Here is a 17897-nt window from a genome sequence, read left to right on the forward strand (position 1 = left end):
TTCTGCCAACCGGGCGGACCCGGGCTCAGAACTGGGGCGCGAGACGGTGCGCGAACGTCTCCACCTGCCCCGCGTACGGCGCCGCTGCGCCCGCGGAAGGCACGCTGACCAGCACCAGCACGCCACCGGACGCGGTGGCCACGCGGGCCGTGACCGTGCCGGCGGGCTGGGACTTGAAGACCTCCGGGATGCCCTTCGGGTACACCGCCGCGGCGACTTCGCCGCCCGGAACCGGGAACCCGGCGGACCGCGACACCGTCGAACAGGCGCCGCCCGGGACCGCCCGGGTGGTGTCGAAATGGCCGGGGAGCTCGCCAGCGAGGGCAGTGGCGAGCTCCCCGTCCACCTGTTCGCACCCGGAGGCGCCTTCGGCCAGCTGGCCGGTCTTCCCCTCCCCGGGACCCCCCTGCTGGGGTACCTGGGACGAGAAGTTCGGTGACCCCCCACCGACTTCAGGACGCATCGGGCTCTCTCCCGGTTGCACGGGACCGGCGTCCGATTGGGTGGCGTTGTCCTTGGCCGCGGTCAACAGGCCCGGGGTACCCCCGGACACCACGCCGTAGACCCCGAACCCGGCGACGACCAGCACGACGGCGCCCAGCCCGGCGGTGAGCCGGTTCCGGCGGCGCACGGTCTGCCGCCGGGATTCGCGGACGACGTCGTCGCGGGTGAACGCCGGCGGCGGCGCGTCCGGCGGCGCGGCGGAGAACAACGAGCGCAGCTCCTGCTCATCCATTGGTCTCCACCTCCCGTTCGAGGACCTGCCTCAGGTTCGCCAGCCCGCGGGCGGTCTGGCTCTTCACGTTGCCTTCGCTGCAGCCCAGCGCCTGCGCCGCGCCGGTCACGTCGAGTCCTTCGAAGAACCGCATGACCAGCACCGCCCGCTGCTTGGGCGGCACTTCCTTCAACGCCGCGAGCAGGTCCTCCCTGGTCGCGACGAGGTCGTCGAGGCCAGGCGTGTCGTCGGCGGGCTCCGGCAGCGTTTCGGTCTGCCACTCGCGCCGCCACGGCCGCCGCGATTCGTCGATCGACGCCCGGACGAGCGTCTTGCGCACGTAGGCGTCGGTCGCCGCGCGATCCCTGATCTTCGTCCACCTCCGGTGCAGTGCCACGAACGCCGTCTGCGCGAGGTCGTCCGCCCGGTGCCAGTCACCGCAGAGCATGTACGCGGTCCGGCGCACGGCGTCCCGCCTGGCGGCGAAGTACTCCGCGAACTCCTGCTCGTCGCGCTGGTCCACGCGCAGTCGTGCTCCGCTCTGTGGTCGTCCGCCCGGGAGGACGGAATCAGGGGCGTCCACGGTTGCACGCCCGGCGTGGGTTCGACCACTCAAGGGCTGATTGATCCCCGCGACGTGGGTGTGATGTGATCGCAACGTGACCTTCAGCCCGCCCGTACTGGACTTCCGCTCCGACACCGTCACCCGGCCGGACGAAACGATGCGGGCGGCGATGGCCTCCGCCGAGGTCGGCGACAACGTCCTCGAACACGATCCGACGGTCGCGGCCCTGGAGGAACGGGCGGCGCACGTGCTGGGCATGCCGGCCGCGCTGTGGACGCCGAGCGGGACGATGGCCAACCTGATCGCGCTCAGCCTGCACCTGCAGCGCGGCGACCGGTTCCTGGCCACCCGGGGCGCGCACGTGCTGGCCAACGAGCTGGGCTCGGCGGCGTGGCTGGCCGGCGGCATGCCGGACATCCTCGAGCACGACGGCGGCCCGGGCCGCCCTTCGCCCGACGCCCTCGCGGCCGCGATCGGACAACCCGGGCCGTACTTCACATTACGGACATCTCTGCTCTGCCTCGAGAACACCCACAACGCGGCCGGCGGGGCGGTGACCCCGCCGGACGAGCACGCCCAGCTGCTGTCCGTCGCCAAGGAAGCGGGCCTGACCGTGCACCTCGACGGCGCCCGGCTGTGGCAGGCCGCGGTCGCGCTCGAAGTGCCGCCCGCCGCGCTGACCGTCGGCGTCGACACCGTGTCGGCCTGCTTCAGCAAGGGCCTCGGCGCGCCGGTCGGCTCGGTCGTCGCGGGGAGCAGGACCTTCGTCGAACGCGCCCGCCGGATGCGGCAGATGCTCGGCGGCGGCGTCCGGCAGGGCGGCGTGCTGGCCGCGGCCTGCCTGATCGCGCTGGACCGCATCCCGGAGCTGGCCGAGTCGCACGAGAACGCCCGGCGGCTCGCCGAAGGCCTGCGCGAGCACGGCTGGCCGACGAACGACCCGGAAACGAACATCGTGCTCGCCGAGGTGCCCGACATCCCGACCGCGCTGGCCTGGCTCGAGTCGCTCGGCGTCCGCGCGGTGCCGATGGCGGGCAAGGTCCGGTTCGTCACCCACCGGGACCTCAGCGCGACCGACGTCGAAGAAGCCCTGCGCCGCATCAAGACCGGCGCCTGAAAACCGCGGGGGACCTCGTGAACTGGATCGTGTTCGACTACGGCGACGTGCTCAGCAAGCCGAGCCCGGCGCTGCCGGACCTGGCCGCGGCGATGCGGGCGCCACTGCCGGAGTTCCTGAAGGCGTACTGGGAGTACCGGATCCCGTACGACGCCGGCAGCACGCCGCTGGAGTACTGGCAGGCCATCGGCGACGCGGTGGGCGTACCCGTCGACGACGCGTTGTCGGCCGAGCTGACCCGCATCGACGTCGAGGGCTGGGGTCACCTGGAACCGTCCTCGCTGGCGCTGCTCGAAGGGCTCGCCGAGGCCGGTGCGAACCTCGCGCTGCTGTCGAACGCGCCGATCGCGTTCGGCGAGTGGGTCCGCGCGCAGGACTGGGCGCGGCACTTCCGCGTGACGCTGTTCTCGGGTGACGTCCGGTGCGTCAAGCCGGACGCGAAGATCTTCCGCCTGCTGCTCGACGAACTCGGCGCCGAACCGGCCGACTGCCTGTTCTTCGACGACCGCGAGTCCAATGTGGAGGGAGCGCGGGCGGTCGGGCTCCGTGCCCACGTCTGGAACGGCGCCGACGCCGCCCGGGCCTGGCTGGACTGATTTCACGCGCACCGCACGGCCGCCTACCCGCCGTGATCCCGATGACCTAGGCTGGACGTCCCCGACTTCCCCCCGGTAAAGGTGCCCATGGCGGAGAGCGAACGACCGTCGGCGCGCGTCGACTTCGAGCGGCCGAGCATCGCCCGCGTCTCCGACGCGCTGCTGGGCGGGCAGGACCACTACGAGGCCGACCGCGCGGTGCTGCGGCAGATCCTCGCCATCGCCCCGCAAGCCCCGGCGATGGCGCGGGAGGAGCGGCAGTGGCTGGTCCGCGCCGTCCGCTACCTGACCGAACGGCTGGCCGTCGACCAGTTCCTCGACCTCGGCTCCGGCTTCCCGACGGCCGAGAACACCCACCAGGTGGCGCAGAAGTACAACCCGGAAGCCCACGTCGTCTACGTCGGCGACGACCCGGTCGTGGAAGCGCACGGCCGGGCCCTGCTCGTCGACAACGACTTCACGCACATCTGCGGCACCGACCCGCTGAACCCCGGCGAAACCCTCGCCGGGGTCACCCGGTTCATCGACTTCGACCGGCCCGCCGGGCTCGTCCTGTGCGGGGTCGTCGACCACATCGCCGACCTCCAGCAGGCGCAGCAGGTGGTCAAGTCCTACGTCGGCGCCCTGGCACCGGGTTCGTACCTGCTCCTGCTGCACCGGCACAACCCCGGCGACGGCTCCGAGGCGGCGGCCGTCGCGGCGTCCCTGCAGGACCGGTTCGGCCGCACCGGCCTCGACACGCTCTACCGCCCCCGTGCCGAGATCGCGTCGTTCTTCGACGGCCTCGGCCTGCTCGAACCCGGGCTGACCGCGCCACACCAGTGGTGGCCGGACGGCCCGCGCCTGACGCCGCTGACGCCGGTCAACTGGACGGCGCTGGCCGGCGTGGCGCGGATCCCCTAGCCGTGGCTCAGTAGCGGTTGATGCGCCGCGGGTCCTTCTTGCCACCGGTGATCGCCTTGTAGCCGGCGGCGCCCAGGAAGGCGATGCCGCCGATGATGGCGATCCACAGGACGGCCTTGAACACGAAGCCGATCACGGCGCCCAGCACCATGAACGCCACCCAGGCGACGATCAGGCCGCCGACGATCTTCCAGAACATGGCTCCTCCGACTCTTCCCCGTGGCCCCACCGGCCCGATGACTCCACCCTGCCACCCGGCGCCGGGAAACTCCCCTCGTAGCGCCAACGTTCGGGGTTAAATCAGGGTTCCCCCTGGCCGAGCCAGGCGCCGAGGCGGCGGACGCCTTCGTCGATGTCCTCGGCGCTGCCGGCGAAGGAGAACCGGACGAACTTGCCGCCGTCCACCGGGTCGAAGTCGACGCCGGGGGTGATGGCGAGCCCGGTGTCGGCGAGCAGCCGCTGGCACCAGCTCAGGCTGTCGTGCGTGTACGCGCTGACGTCGGCGTACGCGTAGAAGGCGCCGTCGGCGGGCGCGAGCTTGTCGAGGCCGATGCGCTGCAGGCCGGCGAAGAGGCGATCGCGGTTCTCGCGGTACCGCTCGACGTGCGCGTCGGCTTCCGCGTACGCCTCGGGCGTGAAGGCGGCGAGGGCCGCGTACTGCGAAACGGCGGGCGGGCAGATGGTGAAGTTGCCGGTCAGGACGTCGATGGCGCGGTGGAGGCGTTGCGGGGCGAGCATCCAGCCGAGCCGCCACCCGGTCATCGCGAAGTACTTCGAGAAGCTGCCGAGCACGATCGGCTCCCGGCCGTACTGCCAGGCGCAGTCGAGCTCGGCGCCGTAGGAGATGCCGTGGTAGATCTCGTCGCTGATCAGCTGCACGCCGTGCGAGGCGCACCAGCCGGTGATGGCGGCGAGCTCCCCGGGCGGCAGCACGGTCCCGGTGGGGTTGCTGGGGCTGGCCACGATGAGGCCGTCGATCGGGCCGAGCTCGTCGAGTAGTTCCGTCGTCGGCTGGAAGTTCGTCTCGGCGGTGGTGGCGAACTCGACGACCTCGCAGCCGAGGACGGAGAGCAGGTTGCGGTAGGCGGGGTAGCCGGGCCGCGCCATGGCGACCTTGGCGCCGGGGTCGAAGGCGCTGAGGAAGGCGAGCAGGAAGCCACCCGAGGAACCGGTGGTCAGGACGACGTCGTGCGCCTGGACGTCGACGTCGTACCGCCGCCGGTAGTGCCCGGCGACGGCCTCGCGCAGCTCGGGGAGGCCGAGCTGTTCGGTGTAGCCGAGGGTGCTGTCCTGCAGGGCCTGCTGCGCGGCCGCCAGCACGGGCTTCGGCGCGGCCGCGGACGGCTGCCCGGCGGCCAGCGACACGAGATCGCCGTGACTGCGCTGCCGGGCCCCGGCCGCGGAGAGGACGTCCATGACGTGGAAGGGCGGCACACCGGCCCGCAGCGCGGGCCCCGCGAAGGCTCCGAGGTCGACCATGCGGCCAGGCTAGTAGCCGCGGTAGGCACCACCGTGGGCCATGGCCTTGATGCCGGGCACGTTGTCGAGGCTCCCGTACCGGTCGAAGGAGTACCTGACGCCGGCGATGATGTTGTCGACCGGGTTGTAGATGTTGTCGTGCCCGGGGAGCTTGTGGGCGTTGAACGTGGAGTCGATGCACTGCATGAGCCCCTTGGACGGGTGCCCGGCAGCGGCGTTCGAATTGCCGGTCAGGAAGATGTGGTCACCCTCCTGAGCCGTCCACGTGCCCAGCTCCGTGGTCACGCACCAGACGTCACCCCGCCCGGCGGCCTCCTTCTTCAGGAAGGCCCCGGTGATGACCGGGTTGTTCAAGTGCACGGAGAATTCCGGCTTCCAGCTCTCCGGCTGGTTCTTCCGCGCGACGGGGAGCACCCGGGGCCGGGCTCCGGACAGGTAACCGGCCAGTGCGATCGCGTCGAGGACGGCACCCGGCGCCTGGTAGATGACGACCTGCGGCTGCGAATAGCCCGGTCGCACGTACCGAGTGCCCTCGGCGTCGGTGATCGCTTCGAGCCACGCCTCGCGCTGCTCGCCGGACATCGCCAGGACCTGAGTGACCGCGTCGGACCGGGGATGCCCGGCGCGCGCCAGGAGATCCTGGGCGTAGTCGTGGTCCAGCCGGAACTGATGCCGGAGCCCGCACCCGCCGCGGTCGTCGACGTAGACCGCGTGCGGCACGCCGTCGAGGAGTTTGCGGAGCTTCGCCACCATTTCGGGCTTTGACTGCGCGATCGACATGGTGGGGCGGTGCCTGCGGGATTCGATGTGACCGTCGCCGGCGATCCACCCGAGGATGGCCGCTTCGGAGACGCTGATGTCCAACGACGATTCGGTCGGGGCCGGAGCTGACAGAAGGATTCGATCGCGCGACCGGACGTCCTCGGTGGTGACGAAGCCGGCCTCGGTCGCGTAGCGGTTTTCCTGCTTCGGCGAAACGAAGCCGTGCTTCTTCCGCCGGTGCACCGCGACGCCGTTCTCCGGCTGCTGCGCCGCACGCGGCTCCCAGCCACACTCCGGACAGACCGTGGGCAGGTCTGTGCGCCCGACGTTGACCCGAGGGAGGTTGAGCCAGCGGTGGTTCGGCGTCGTGGTGGCCTGCCACCGCGAGTTGAACATCCGGACCAGCTCGGCGTCTTCGTGGTGAACGACCCGGGTGATCCGCGTCCACTCGCTCTGCCCGGTGGCCGGATTGAAGCCGATGGTCTCGTCGCCGACCTCGACCGCGTCGTGCTTCAGCAGGCCGCGACGGGTCACGATCTGCGTGTCCAACGGCACGCAGTCCCAGTTGTTGATCGCGTTGGGATTCCCGCCGGATTCGTGCTGGATGATGGCCCAGATCTTCGGGATATCGGCATCCGTCACCGGAATCCCGGCCGCCTGCAGCGCCTTCATCGCTTCCTGGATCCACTGCTGGACGTTCCCCGGCGGCGGTGAGGAAGGCGGGCCACCGCTGGGCCCGAGGCCGCCGCCACCGCCACCTCCGCCGCCACCACCCCCGCCGCCGCCACCGCCGTGGTGGGACGAGCCGTTGCTGTGGATGCCGCCCGTGCTCTGGGGCGGTGCCGCGGAGCTGCTCGGCAGCGGGACCTGGTCGTAACCGCCCTCGATCTGCTGGGACATCAGCTTCTGCGACGCCTTGATCGCCGTGTCGGCCTGGGTCTGCAGGCCGGTCACGTCGCCGTCGTAGCCGGCAGTGATGTTGTGGATGTCCGTCTTCGCGGTGGCGAGGATCTCGTCGGCGCTGGGGCTGGGCCCCGGCTTGCCTTCGTCGTGCGCCTTCTTCGCCGCGGCCAGCGCGTTGTTGATGTCCGTTTCGGCCTTGGCGTTGCGCTCGTTGACCGCCTTCTCCGCGGCCAGTTGCTTGTCCTGGACCGTCTTCTTGATCTGCGCCAGGCTCGACTGCAGGTCGTCGAGGTCCTTGGCGACGTCCTCGAGGTGGGTCTGCACCTTGGTGCCGGCGTCGCGGACCTGGCGGACGTACTGGAAGAACTGGTCGGCCGCCGGGCCCGCCCACACGCTGCCGTTGAGCGCGTCGGTCGAATTCTTCAGGGACGCATTGTGGTCGCCCGCGTTCTTGCCCGCCTCACGGAACTGCGTCGCTGCCGCCGAGATTTTTTCCAGGTCGACCTTTTCGACCTGGTCGACCTTCTTCATGAAGGCGTCCCAATTGTCCGGCGTTCCGGCGCCGCCCGGGTTCAAACCCACTCTCGTGCCCCCTGCTTACTTGTCGACGTGCAGTTTCAGATCGCTCGCCCCGACCTGGTCGGTTTCGGCGATCAGGCCGGCGGCCTTGCGCATGGCGTACCCCAGCGCCTCCATGTGCTTGCCGGCGGCGTCGAACTGGCTGTGCACGCCGTCCTTGAACTTGCCGACCGCGCCGTGCGCGTCGCCCGTCTCGTCCATCCCGCCGAAGGGGCTTTCCTTCTCGTGGTCCAGGCCGGTGACCTTCTGCTTGGACTTTTCGAACTCGTCCTTCAGCTTCTCCACCTGGCCGGCCGCGATGGCCATCGAGTCCGGGTCGTAGACAGGCACGGTTCGTCATCCCCTTCGGAAAATCGTCTCCGCCCGATCAGACGTCGGCATGACCAGGACGGTTCCCGCGCTCACTCTATGACTTCACCGCCGGACGCGGGTACGGATCACCGCCAACTTCCACCCGGCGGGTTCAGGCTTCCGCCATCAGTTCGCGGATCCGGGTGGCCAGCAGGGCGTTGTCCGCCGGCGTCACCGTCGCCCACTCGCGGGCGTCGCGGTCGCGGCCCACCTGGAACAGATAACGGCCGGCGTCCGTGTCGAAGAACGCCACCACCCGGCCCGCCCGGTGGACCACGCCGTCGCGGGACGTGCGTTCCGCGCCGAACTGGCCGCGGGCCTCCTGGCCCAGCAGCATGCCCGAGAGCTCCTGGGCCTGGAACAACGGCACGCCGCGGTCCTCCAACGCCGTGACCAGCGCCTTCGCGTCGCCTTTCGCCGCCGCGTCCGCGGACTTCACGACGTCGTACGGGAGGCTGACCGTCTGGCCGATGCCCGGGCCGAGGTCGCCCGCCACCGAGACCGCCGCCTCCGGCAGGCCGTCCTCGGTGGCCGGGATCAGCCAGACCTCGCCGCTGTCCACCACCGCCAGCACCGCCTGGCCGCGCAGGCTGACCGCGCGGCCGCGGATCTCGCGTTCCGCCCACACCCACACGTCGATCCCGTACCCGGGGCGCGCCAGCAGGTGCAGCATGTCGGCCAGTTCGCCGGACGCCCGCCCGTTGCGGGCCAGGCGCCGCTCGCTCAGCGACGCCCACGCCGACTCGACCAGCTCACGCCGTTCGGTGCGGGTGGTCCCGGCGCTCGGCACGTCGAGCGCGACGTGCCGCCGGGGCAGTTCGAAGGACTCCCAGAGCACGTCGAACTCGAGGGCCGACAGCACGAGCGACACGGTCAGCGCACATCCCCGCCGTGGTCACCGAGCACGTCGGGCGAAACCATCCGCTGGTCGGCGAACAGGTCCTGGTCGTCGACGCCGTAGCGGCGGACGTGCTCGGCGTCGTCCTCCTGCGGTGCCGCCTCCGACAGGAACTTCGCCTCGCCGGGCTGCTGCTTCGGGCTGATCTGCTCGGACTTCCGCAGCGCGACGGCCTCCTCCTCGGGCAGCTCGCCGACCGGCAACGGCCGCACCGGGCCCTTCGGCCCGGTCTTCTCCCGGCGCTGCCGCTCCTTGTCGCCGCTCAGGGCGCCGCCGGCCGCGCCCGCGCCGATCGCCGCCGCGCCCGCGCCCAGCTCTCCCGGCGTCGCGCCGGGCTTGGGCGTGAAAGTGCGTTCGCCGGTGTACTGGCCGGGCGGGAGCGGGGCCTGCGGCATCGCGCCGACCGTGCGGCCCTTCGCCAGCAACCCGTCCGGGCCGCGGCCGGCCGAGCTGTCGATACCGGTCGAGCCGCCGGACGTGCCCCCGCCACCGCCGAGGGACTTGATCGGCGCCGTCGCCGGGGCCGATCCCGGCGGCAGGGAACCGGGCGGCACCGCGCCGGGTGCGCCCGGCGGGATGAAGCCTTCGCCCTGGCCCGCGGTCTGCGGACCCGGGGTGAAGCGGCCGGAGGAGTCGCCGGACGGGCCACGGCCCGGGGCCTGGACCCAGCCGGGGCCGGGTGACGCCGTCGGCGGCTTCACGCCCGCCGGCGTCGTCGACGAGCTCGGCGTCGTGTGCTGGACGGGCGCGGCGCCCGCCGAGCCGGTCTGCCGCGGCTGCTGCACCGGCCGGGACGGCTGTTGCTGCGCCGCGACGCCGTAGGCCGGGGTCGGCGGGTCGGCGTGCACGGTGTGGGACACCGGCTGCACCACCGGCGGGTCGACGTGCACCGAACGGACCTTGTCGGAAGCCGGCTTCACGCCGCCGTCCGGCGTCACCTGGACCGCAGCGCCGGCGACGTCGAGCACCCCGGGCGTGACCCCCGGGACGGCCAGCTTCAGCGACTCCGGGTCGGACAGCGACTGCGTCGACAGCAGGTTCGTGCCGCTCTGCTGCGCGTATTCGTTCAACGCCTGCTGCGCCTGAGCCTTGGCGTCGTTCGCGGCCTCGACCTGCCGGGCGTGGTCGGTTTCGAAGCCGATCAGGCTCAGCAGCACGCCGTCGGTGAGGGTGAAGCCGCCCGCGCCCTTCCGGACCGTCTCGGCGTCCGGCAGCTTGTACTTGGTCCGGTTGAACGCCTCGCCCTGCTCGAACACCATTTCCGCGGCGTGCGCGACCTTCGTGGTGGCGTCCTGGGAGAACCCGGCCTGCTCGGTGAGCACCTGGCTGGCCGCGCCGCCGGCCTGGCTCTGCCATTCGACGCCGAGCTTCAGCAGCTGCGCGCGCAGCGTCTGGTCGGTGTGGGCGAGCGCGGTCGCGACGGCCTTCAGCGCGTCGACGGCGGTGCCGATGCTGCCGGTGCCGTCGCCGTTGACCATCCGCGTGATCTGCGTGGCGATCGCGGTGTTGGTCCAGCCGTCGAACCGGTGGTTCTGGATCCCGGCCGCGAGCTCGGAGAATTCCACGCGCCCTCCCTAGTTGCGTGCTTTCAGGGTCTGCAGCGCCACGTCGGCGGCGTGCGCCGACATCTCGCACAGCTGCGGCTGGGTGAACCCGCCGCGGGTGATGGGGAACGCCCGGATGGTCAGCGTCTTGCCCTTCGCGACGCCGACGAGGGTGGTGCAGTCGGCCGGGTCGGTGGCCGCGCGGTAGCTCGTCAGCGCCGGGTAGCCGCCGACCGCCTTCGGTGCGGTGGTCAGGCTGTTCTTGCGCCGGGCCCCGGTGATCCACTGGTCGAGGTCCGCGGCGACCAGCCCGGCTTCGTAGCCGTGGAACGGTTCCGCCTTGTCGGCGTCGAACACGCAGACCGGCCCGTCGGCGCCGTCGGCCGGCCGGGGCACGCTGCTGATCTTCAGTGCGTCCAGCTCGACCTGCGGGAACAGCCCGCACAGGTCGACGCCCTGCACCGGGAGGTCGGCCGGGCGCTGGGGCAGCTGGGCGGCCTTCGCGCTCTGCGACGCCGCGGTGGCGGCCGTCTCGACCGGGTACGGGGTGCCGTCGGTGCCCGCGGAGCAGCCGGCGAGCGCCGCTGTCGCGAGCACGCCCCCGGTGATCCGCCGTGCGTGGTTACGCACCATGCCTGCCGCGGTCACCGAACACCGCCGCCTTCTCCTCGTCGCTGACCTTGTAGTCCTTCGCGGCGTCGCGCAGCTGCGAGACCAGGCGCTTGAGGCCTGCGACGTACTCACGGACCTGGCCGGCGTAGGAGCGGTCGCCGTCGGCGATGAGGGAGTTCCACGCCTCGATTGATTGGGTGCTGATCACGTCCGCCGACGGCGCGTCGATCCGCAGCTGGTCCAGCCGGGTGACCAGCTGGTCCTCGAGGGCGTTGGCCTGCTCTTCGACGATCCGGGCGACGTCGAGGAGCTTGTCCGGGTGGACCAGGACGTCTGCGGCCGCCGGCGCCACTGGGACGGCCGAGGTGAGGTCGTACGAGGGTCCTGACATGCGCTCCCCTGACGTCATACGGACAGTGACCGGCCGGTTCCCGTCGAGGCTACCAATCCGCGTGTGGCGGCAGCCTGAGTTTGGACGAAGAGCAGGCCCGGCCGGTTCCCCCGATCCGTTGAAATCAGGCGCGCTGCTTCGCCGCCGGGGCGCCGACCTCGCCGTTCGCCGCCTTCAGGGCGATGTCGGTGCGGTGGTGCGAGCCGGCGAGGTGGACCCTCTCGACGGTTTCGTACGCGTGCTTGCGCGCGGACTTCAGCGTCTTGCCGGTGCCGACGACCGAAAGCACGCGGCCACCGGAGGAGACGACGGCGCCGTCGTCGCGGCGGCGGGTGCCGGCGTGCAGGACGCCTTCGAGCTCGGCGCCGGTGATGACGTCACCGGTGCGCGGCTTGCCGGGGTAGCCGTCGGCGGCGATCACGACGGTGACCGCGGCCCCGCCGGACCACTCCAGCGGCGGGTGTTCGGCGAGCTTGCCGGTGGCGGTGGCGTGCAGGAGGCCGGCGATCGGGGTGCGCAGCAGGGCCAGCACGACCTGCGTTTCGGGGTCGCCGAAGCGGCAGTTGAACTCGATGACCTGGGGGCCGTCGGAGGTCAGCGCGAGGCCGGCGTAGAGCAGGCCGGAGAACGGCGCACCGCGGTTCACCAGCTCGTCGGCGACCGGCTGGACGACCCGTTCGACCAGGTCGTCGACCAGGTTTTCGGGCGCCCACGGCAACGGCGCGTACGCACCCATGCCGCCGGTGTTCGGGCCCGCGTCGTCGTCGCCGACGCGCTTGAAGTCCTGCGCAGGCAGCAGCGGGACGACGGTGTTGCCGTCGACGAAGCAGAAGAGGGAGGCCTCCGGACCGTCCAAATAGGACTCCAGAAGCACGGGGTGCCCGCCGTCGAGCAGCATGATGGCGTGCTTGCGCGCGACGTCGTAGTCGGTGGTGACGACGACACCCTTGCCGGCGGCGAGCCCGTCGTCCTTGACGACCCAGGTGGGCCCGAAGCGGGCGAGCGCGGCATCGAGCCGGGCGGGGTTGTCGACGACCTCGCAGCGAGCGGTCGGCACGTTCGCGGCGGCCATGACGTCCTTCGCGAAGGCTTTCGAACCTTCGATGCGGGCGGCCGCGGCGGACGGGCCGAAGCAGGCGATCCCGGCCTTCCGGACAGCATCGGCCACCCCGGCGACGAGCGGCACCTCCGGCCCGACGACGACGAGGTCGGCCTGCCAGCTCTTGGCGAGCCCGGCAACGGCCTCGGGATCGGCGGCATCGACACCGAGCTGCTCGGCGACGGCGGCGGTCCCGGCATTACCGGGAGCGCAGGCCAGAGCGGTGACGGCGGGATCACCGGAGGCCGCGAGGACGAGGGCGTGCTCACGGGCGCCGGAGCCGATTACCAGTACGCGCACGCCGCACAGCGTATCCGGCTTGGTTTGCGGGGGACATCGCACCGTCCTCGGGGGCGCCTGTCCACAGGTGTTCGCGGATGTGGACAACGTCGGTGTGCGGCTCGGTGATCCGGCCGTTTTGTCGGTCTCTGCCGATAGGCTGGAAGCGGGGGCAGCCCCCAGGGAGGGCGGGCCGTCGCTGGGGTCGGTTTCGGCTGATCGGCGGCGACCGCTGCCCGCCACCGGCTTGGCCGACCAGGCCCTTCCCCGACCCGCCGCCCCCACATCCCACCCAGGCGAGCCATGCCCTCACGTGCCCGGCACGACACCCACCCGAACAGGAGTCCACGCGCCGTTTACCGCGTCGACCGCCCAGGTACGCACTTCCGACGCTTGCGACATCAAGGGTGGCGCGAGTACATCCAGGGCACACCCTGTGTGAAAAGAGGTCACCAGATGAAGCGCAAACGTGTCGGCGTACTGACACTCGCCGGGTTGGCGTTGCTGAGCGTCACCGGCTTCGCCGTCGGGTCGGCGTCCGCTGCCGAGAGCGGGTCCGGCGATGCGGCCGCGCACGGGCGGGGCCACGATGACCCCGTGATCATCGGACACCGCGGCGCGCCCGGGTACCGGCCGGAGCACACCCTCGCCTCCTACGAGCTCGCCTACCGGATGGGTGCCGACTGGGTCGACGTCGACCTCGTGCCCACCAAGGACGGGCAGCTCGTCGCCCGGCACGAACCCGAGATCGGCGGCACCACCGACGTCGCCAAGCACCCGGAGTTCGCGAACCGGAAGAAGACCGTCGTGCTCGACGGGGTCACCACCACCGGGTGGTTCACCCAGGACTTCACCCTCGCCGAGCTGAAGACGCTGCGCGCGGTCGAGCGGATCCCGCAGAACCGGCCGCACAACACGCTGTACAACGGCCGCTACCAGATCGCCTCCTACCAGGAAGTCCTCGACCTGACCAGGCGCCTCGGCCGCGAGCTGCACCGCACCCTGGGCACCTACCCCGAGGTCAAGCATTCGACGTTCTTCCAGTCCATCGGCAACCCGACCGAGCCGAAGCTGGTGTCGATCCTGAAGCGCAACGGCCTCGACCGGCCGGACGCGCCCGCGATCATCCAGTCCTTCGAGGTGTCGAACCTGATCGCGCTGCACAAGCAGCTCCGGACGCCGCTGCTGCAGCTGACCTCGGCCACCGGCGCCCCGGCGGACTTCGTCGCGAACGGCGACAAGCGGACGTACGCGGACCTCGTCACGCCGCAGGGGCTGCGCGAAGTCGCGAAGTACGCGAAGTACCTCGGGCCGGACAAGGCGCAGATCATCCCGCGGGACAAGAACGACAACCTGGGCACGCCGACCGCGCTCGTCGCCGACGCCCACAAGGCCGGCCTGAAGGTGCAGCCGTACACGTTCCGGAACGAGAACCCGTTCCTGCCCGCGAACCTGCGCTCGTCGGCCGAGCCGGACGCCTACGGTGACGTCTTCACCGAGGAGGCGGCGTTCTTGAAGGCCGGCGTCGACGGCTTCTTCGCCGACCAGCCGGACACCGCCCTCGAAGCGCTGCACGCCTTCCTGGGCCGTTAATCACTTCCCCGCGAAGGGCGCTTCCGTGGACCCTGAGTCCATGGAAGCGCCCTTTTCCGGTGTCGTGCTGGTCAGCCGCGGTGACGAGACGCTGGTCGCCGAGGCGTCCGGGTACGCGCACATCGCCCACGGCGTCGAGAACACGATCGACACGCGGTTCGCGATCGCCAGCGGTACCAAGGGATTCACCGCGCTGGTCGTCATCGGGCTCCTCGCCGAGGGCCGCCTCGGGCTGTCGACGAGAGCGCGGGACGTCCTCGGCGAAGACCTGCCGCTGATCGACGACCGCGTCACCGTCGAGCACCTGCTGACGCACACGTCCGGCATCGGGGACTACTGCGACGACGACAACCCGCCGGAGCTCCCGCCGTGGCTCGTCACGTCGGCCGACTACCTGGCCGCGCTCGACGGTTTCCCGCAGCGGTTCCCGCCCGGCGAACGGTTCCACTACAACAACAGCGCGTTCGTCGTCCTCGCCCTGATCGCCGAACGGATCGCGGGCATACCTTTCGCCGACCTCGTGCGGGCGCGCGTCACCGAGCCGGCCGGGATGACCGACACGGCGTTCCTCCGCGCGGACGCGCTGCCCGCCCGGACGGCCACCGGCTACCTCGAAGACGGCCGCACCAACGTGTTCAGCCTCCCGGTCGTCGGCCACGGCGACGGCGGGATCTACAGCACCGCACCGGACTTCCGGAAGTTCTGGCACGCCCTGTTCGAGGGCCGGATCGTGCCGGACGCCTGGGTCGAGAAGCTGCAGCACGGCGACCGCTACGGCCTCGGCTTCTGGCTGCCGCGGCCCGGCGTGGTCCGGCTGGAGGGCGGCGACCACGGCGTCGCGTTCCGGAGCACGCACGAGCCGGCGTCCGGGCTCACCGCGACCCTGATCTCGAACGACCACCGAGGTGGCGGGCCCCGGCTGCGGCAGCTGGACGAGTTCTTGACGAAGGCTTGACACCCTCCGGGACCGGGGCTACCTTCGGCGAATTCAATGGTCTGGCCGCATACCTTTCAAGAGGTGCCCGATGGATGTTTCCGACCAGCAGACCACCCCCGACCACGCCGACGACGACAGCGCCCGCCTGCACCAGCTGGGGTACGCGCAGGAACTGAAACGCACGATGTCGGCGTTCTCCAACTTCGCCGTCTCCTTCACGATCATCTCGATCCTCTCCGGCTGCCTGACGCTCTACGGCTTCGGCATGAAGACCGGCGGCCCGGCCGCGATGATCTGGGGCTGGCCGCTGGTCGGGCTGTTCGTGATCCTGGTCGGGCTCGGCATGGCCGAGGTCTGCTCCAGCTACCCGACCGCCGGCGGGCTGTACTACTGGGCCGCGAAGCTGGCGCCGAAGAACGGCCCCGCGTGGTCGTGGTTCACCGGCTGGTTCAACCTCATCGGGCAGATCGCGGTCACCGCGGGCATCGACTTCGGCGCGGCGCTGTTCCTCAACGCGTTCCTCGACCTGCAGTTCGGCTTCGAGGCGACGCCGGGGCACACGATCCTGCTGCTCGCGATCATCCTCGTGGTGCACGGCCTGCTGAACACCTTCGGCGTCCGGATCGTGGCCATCCTCAACAACGTCAGCGTGTGGTGGCACCTCATCGGCGTGCTGGTGATCGTCGGCGTGCTGCTCTTCGTGCCGGCCAAGCACCAGGACGCGTCGTTCGTCTTCGGCAGCTTCGTCAACCAGACAGGCTGGGGTTCGACGTTCTACGTCTTCGCGCTGGGTCTCCTGGTGGCCCAGTACACGCTGACCGGTTACGACGCTTCGGCACACATGACCGAGGAGACGAAGAGCGCGGCGACGGCCGGCCCGCGCGGCATCGTCATGTCGATCGTCGTCTCGCTCGTCGCCGGCTGGATCCTGCTGATCGGCCTGACGTTCGCGATCCAGGACTACGACGGCGCGGTCGGTTCGGCCACCGGGGTCCCGCCCGCGCAGATCTTCATCGACGCGACCGGCGCGGTCACCGGCAAGTTCCTGCTGCTGATCTGCATCGGCGCCCAGCTGTTCTGCGGCATGGCGTCGGTGACGGCGAACTCGCGGATGATCTACGCGTTCGCCCGCGACGGCGCCATCCCGGGTTCGGGCTTCTGGCACAAGATCAACAAGCGCACGCAGACGCCGACCAACGCCGTGTGGCTCGCCGCGGGCGGCGCGCTGATCCTGGCCCTGCCGTACCTGTGGAGCGCGACGGCCTACGCGGCGGTGACGTCGATCGCCGTGGTGGGGTTGTACGTGGCGTACGTGATCCCGGTGTTCCTGCGGGTCCGCCGCGGCGACTCGTTCGAGGCGGGACCGTGGACGCTCGGCCGCTGGGGCAAGCCGATCGGCATCGTCGCGACGGTGTGGGTCGCGCTGATCTTCGTGCTCTTCATGCTGCCGCAGGTCTCGCCGGTGAACGTGGATTCCTTCAACTACACGCCGATCGCGTTCCTGGTGGTGCTCGGTGGCGCGGCGCTCTGGTGGGTGGTGTCGGCCCGGAAGTGGTTCAAGGGACCGAAGGTCCAGGGTTCCGCGGCGGAACTGGCGGCGGTGGAACAGGAACTGAAGGAACTCGGCTGAGTGTCGTGAGGGGTAAGGCGCGTTCCAACGCGCCTTACCACTCACGACCGCGTTCACTCGGCGGGCGCACCGATGGTGTCCTCCCGTTCGGCGTGGCGGCGCAGGAGGTCGTACTGGCAGCCGAGTTCGTAGGCCTGGTCCTCGTACTCGCGCTTGGCGGCCAGGTGCGGCCGGACGCACTCGCTGTAGTGGCGCAGGTCGTCCTGCTCCAGGGAGCCGTCGCGGAACGCCGTCCAGAACACCAGCGTCGCCGACACGACCATGACGAGCGCGACGAGCACCGCCATCAGCACGGCGAGGCCGTTCATCCCGGACAGCAGCCCCTCGGTGGAGACCCGGACGAACATCACCACGCCCATCAGGCCCACCAGCAGCCCGACGGTGAGCAGGCTCAGCTTGGCGCCGGTGGACAGCTTGCGCCACTCCAGCTGCCGGCGGTGGTTCTTGTGCTGACGCTGGTTGTGCCCCAGGTGGTGCAGGGCGGTCGCGGCGCCGACGGTGGCCAGCACCGAGATCACCACGCTGATGAGCAGCGGCAGGCCGAGCGGGGCCGTCCAGTCGACGTTGAACACCGAACTGGCCAGCCACACCATGATCGGCAGGTCGACCACGGTGACGGTGAGCAGGGTCAGCACCCGGGTGAGCCGGTTGACGCGGCGGTGACGCAGGCTGCCGCGCACCTGTTCCAGCTCGATCAGGCCGTCGAGGAGACCGGCCCTGGCGTGGGCTTCGGCGACCGTCAGGTTCTGCCCGTGCGGGCCGACGACGTGGTCGTCCAGCACCCGGTCGGACAGGTAACGCAGCTCCCGGATCCGGGCGAGCAGCCGGTCCGCCTGGGTGATCGCGGTGCCCCCGGGGTGCTCCCGCTCCCGCGGGCGCCGCGGCTGCGGGAGCGGCAGGTTGCGCATCTCGTCGCTGCTGGTCATGGCGGTACCTCCTCGTCT

Annotated in this window: 17 protein-coding genes and 2 pseudogenes; 6 read left to right on the forward strand and 13 right to left on the reverse strand. The window is 71.0% G+C overall.

Annotated features, from left to right (window positions below; translation table 11 throughout):
* Nucleotides 1–25: 25 nt before the first annotated feature.
* Together AB0J55_RS06715 and AB0J55_RS06720 are read right to left on the reverse strand one after the other, a co-directional pair.
* A complete protein-coding gene (locus tag AB0J55_RS06715; RefSeq protein WP_364243850.1) occupies nt 26–736 on the reverse strand; it encodes a hypothetical protein in 711 nt (236 codons plus the stop codon).
* The gene (locus AB0J55_RS06720) at nt 729–1238 is read right to left on the reverse strand and encodes a SigE family RNA polymerase sigma factor (protein WP_364243853.1); all 510 of its coding nucleotides are present in this window, start codon (nt 1236–1238) and stop codon (nt 729–731) included. The genes AB0J55_RS06715 and AB0J55_RS06720 overlap by 8 nt, the downstream gene beginning before the upstream one ends.
* Before the next feature lie 136 nt (nt 1239–1374).
* Here AB0J55_RS06720 and AB0J55_RS06725 point away from each other — a divergent pair, with 136 nt between their 5' ends.
* The 3 genes from AB0J55_RS06725 to AB0J55_RS06735 all read left to right on the forward strand — a co-directional run bounded on the left by AB0J55_RS06725 (nt 1375) and on the right by AB0J55_RS06735 (nt 3896).
* A complete protein-coding gene (locus tag AB0J55_RS06725) occupies nt 1375–2397 on the forward strand; it encodes a GntG family PLP-dependent aldolase (protein WP_364243856.1) in 1023 nt (340 codons plus the stop codon).
* Nucleotides 2398–2414: 17 nt separating this feature from the next.
* Nucleotides 2415–2993 carry an HAD family phosphatase gene (locus AB0J55_RS06730; protein WP_364243858.1) on the forward strand — a complete coding sequence of 193 codons (579 nt, stop codon included), beginning with the start codon at nt 2415–2417 and terminating at the stop codon, nt 2991–2993.
* 87 nt (nt 2994–3080) lie between these two features.
* A complete protein-coding gene (locus AB0J55_RS06735) occupies nt 3081–3896 on the forward strand; it encodes an SAM-dependent methyltransferase (RefSeq protein ID WP_364243860.1) in 816 nt (271 codons plus the stop codon).
* Between the two features lie 7 nt (nt 3897–3903).
* On the opposite strand, the gene AB0J55_RS06740 is transcribed toward AB0J55_RS06735, so the two are convergent.
* The 10 genes and pseudogenes from AB0J55_RS06740 to purD form a co-directional block, all read right to left on the reverse strand.
* Entirely contained in the window at nt 3904–4095 is a 192-nt protein-coding gene (locus tag AB0J55_RS06740; protein WP_003096028.1) for a hypothetical protein, read from the reverse strand.
* Between the two features lie 101 nt (nt 4096–4196).
* A complete protein-coding gene (locus AB0J55_RS06745; protein WP_364243862.1) occupies nt 4197–5375 on the reverse strand; it encodes a pyridoxal phosphate-dependent aminotransferase in 1179 nt (392 codons plus the stop codon).
* A gap of 9 nt (nt 5376–5384) precedes the next feature.
* A pseudogene (locus AB0J55_RS06750) lies at nt 5385–5600 on the reverse strand (transglycosylase SLT domain-containing protein); the annotation flags it as partial.
* 1713 nt (nt 5601–7313) lie between these two features.
* Nucleotides 7314–7571 (reverse strand): annotated as a pseudogene (locus AB0J55_RS06755) (WXG100 family type VII secretion target); the annotation flags it as partial.
* A gap of 66 nt (nt 7572–7637) precedes the next feature.
* Nucleotides 7638–7949, reverse strand: coding sequence for a hypothetical protein (locus tag AB0J55_RS06760; protein ID WP_364243864.1), 312 nt, complete (start codon nt 7947–7949; stop codon nt 7638–7640).
* Nucleotides 7950–8082: 133 nt separating this feature from the next.
* Complete coding sequence (locus AB0J55_RS06765) at nt 8083–8841, reverse strand: ESX secretion-associated protein EspG (protein WP_364243867.1); 759 nt, start codon at nt 8839–8841, stop codon at nt 8083–8085.
* A 2-nt stretch (nt 8842–8843) separates the two neighbouring features.
* The gene (locus AB0J55_RS06770; RefSeq protein WP_364243870.1) at nt 8844–10433 is read right to left on the reverse strand and encodes a hypothetical protein; all 1590 of its coding nucleotides are present in this window, start codon (nt 10431–10433) and stop codon (nt 8844–8846) included.
* A 9-nt stretch (nt 10434–10442) separates the two neighbouring features.
* The gene (locus tag AB0J55_RS06775) at nt 10443–11045 is read right to left on the reverse strand and encodes a DUF3558 domain-containing protein (RefSeq protein ID WP_364243872.1); all 603 of its coding nucleotides are present in this window, start codon (nt 11043–11045) and stop codon (nt 10443–10445) included.
* The gene (locus AB0J55_RS06780; protein WP_364243875.1) at nt 11035–11415 is read right to left on the reverse strand and encodes a hypothetical protein; all 381 of its coding nucleotides are present in this window, start codon (nt 11413–11415) and stop codon (nt 11035–11037) included. The genes AB0J55_RS06775 and AB0J55_RS06780 overlap by 11 nt, the downstream gene beginning before the upstream one ends.
* A 124-nt stretch (nt 11416–11539) precedes the next feature.
* Nucleotides 11540–12814 (reverse strand): phosphoribosylamine--glycine ligase, encoded by a 1275-nt coding sequence (purD, locus tag AB0J55_RS06785; RefSeq protein WP_364243877.1) that lies wholly within the window; start codon nt 12812–12814, stop codon nt 11540–11542.
* A gap of 435 nt (nt 12815–13249) precedes the next feature.
* On the opposite strand from purD, the gene AB0J55_RS06790 reads away from it, so the two are divergent.
* The 3 genes from AB0J55_RS06790 to AB0J55_RS06800 all read left to right on the forward strand — a co-directional run bounded on the left by AB0J55_RS06790 (nt 13250) and on the right by AB0J55_RS06800 (nt 16953).
* Nucleotides 13250–14386 carry a glycerophosphodiester phosphodiesterase gene (locus AB0J55_RS06790; protein ID WP_364243879.1) on the forward strand — a complete coding sequence of 379 codons (1137 nt, stop codon included), beginning with the start codon at nt 13250–13252 and terminating at the stop codon, nt 14384–14386.
* Between the two features lie 40 nt (nt 14387–14426).
* On the forward strand, nt 14427–15341 hold the full coding sequence (locus AB0J55_RS06795; RefSeq protein WP_364243882.1) for a serine hydrolase domain-containing protein: 915 nt from the start codon (nt 14427–14429) through the stop codon (nt 15339–15341).
* A gap of 70 nt (nt 15342–15411) precedes the next feature.
* A complete protein-coding gene (locus tag AB0J55_RS06800; RefSeq protein ID WP_364243884.1) occupies nt 15412–16953 on the forward strand; it encodes an amino acid permease in 1542 nt (513 codons plus the stop codon).
* Between the two features lie 53 nt (nt 16954–17006).
* On the opposite strand, the gene AB0J55_RS06805 is transcribed toward AB0J55_RS06800, so the two are convergent.
* Nucleotides 17007–17879: a hypothetical protein gene (locus tag AB0J55_RS06805; RefSeq protein WP_364243887.1), complete on the reverse strand. Its 873-nt coding sequence runs from the start codon at nt 17877–17879 to the stop codon at nt 17007–17009.
* Nucleotides 17880–17897: the final 18 nt, after the last annotated feature.

This window comes from Amycolatopsis sp. NPDC049688 (assembly GCF_040674975.1).
Classification (GTDB): Bacteria; Actinomycetota; Actinomycetes; order Mycobacteriales; family Pseudonocardiaceae; genus Amycolatopsis.